Below are 541 nucleotides of genomic sequence, written 5' to 3'. Positions count from 1 at the left end.
GCAGTGATGCCCCTCAGAAGGCCTACAGCAGACACGCATGCCCTGGTCAATGCCGCGATCGCAGGTGTCCAGAGCTTTTTCGAACCCGGCTTCCAGCTCGCAAAGGCCGGCGTCATGCTGCTCGCTCTTCAAGACGAAAAGGTATCCCAAGGCGAGCTTGACCTGGCGCCAGAAGTTGAACGTGACAGGACGCGGCTCATGCACGCCATGGATGCAATCAACGGACGTTACGGAAAGGGCACATTGCACGTTGGTTCGACAGGGCAGAGCGAGTGGAACCGAGAGTGGGGAATGCGCCAGGATCGACGCACCCCGCGATACACCACCAGGTTGTCCGAGATCCCGGTGGCCAAGGCATGAGCGTGCAGTGGTACGCTGCACAGCAGAACGTTTTCAACGCCTGCCAGAGGGGGGTCTATGGGATATGCGGATGGGGTTGCCGATGCGATGCTTGCAAGCCGTGCGGCCAGTGCAGAAAGCCAGGCCGCACGCGCGGTGGCGGATCTGCACGACGCGAAGCGTCGCCACGAGCGCGATATGG

The 541-nt window shown here is 61.6% G+C and carries 1 protein-coding gene; it reads left to right on the top strand.

The window, feature by feature from the left end; all coding sequences use genetic code 11:
* Positions 1 to 360: DUF4113 domain-containing protein (locus tag GVL03_RS19365; RefSeq protein ID WP_159502586.1), on the top strand; the 360-nt coding region annotated here is incomplete at its 5' end.
* Between the last annotated feature and the right edge of the window lie 181 nt (positions 361 to 541).

It is taken from the genome of Microbacterium sp. 18062 (assembly GCF_902706225.1).
In the GTDB taxonomy this organism is placed as follows: Bacteria; Actinomycetota; Actinomycetes; order Actinomycetales; family Microbacteriaceae; genus Microbacterium.
Note: the sequence above shows the minus strand (reverse complement) of the source record. Positions and strands in the feature narration are given on the sequence as shown.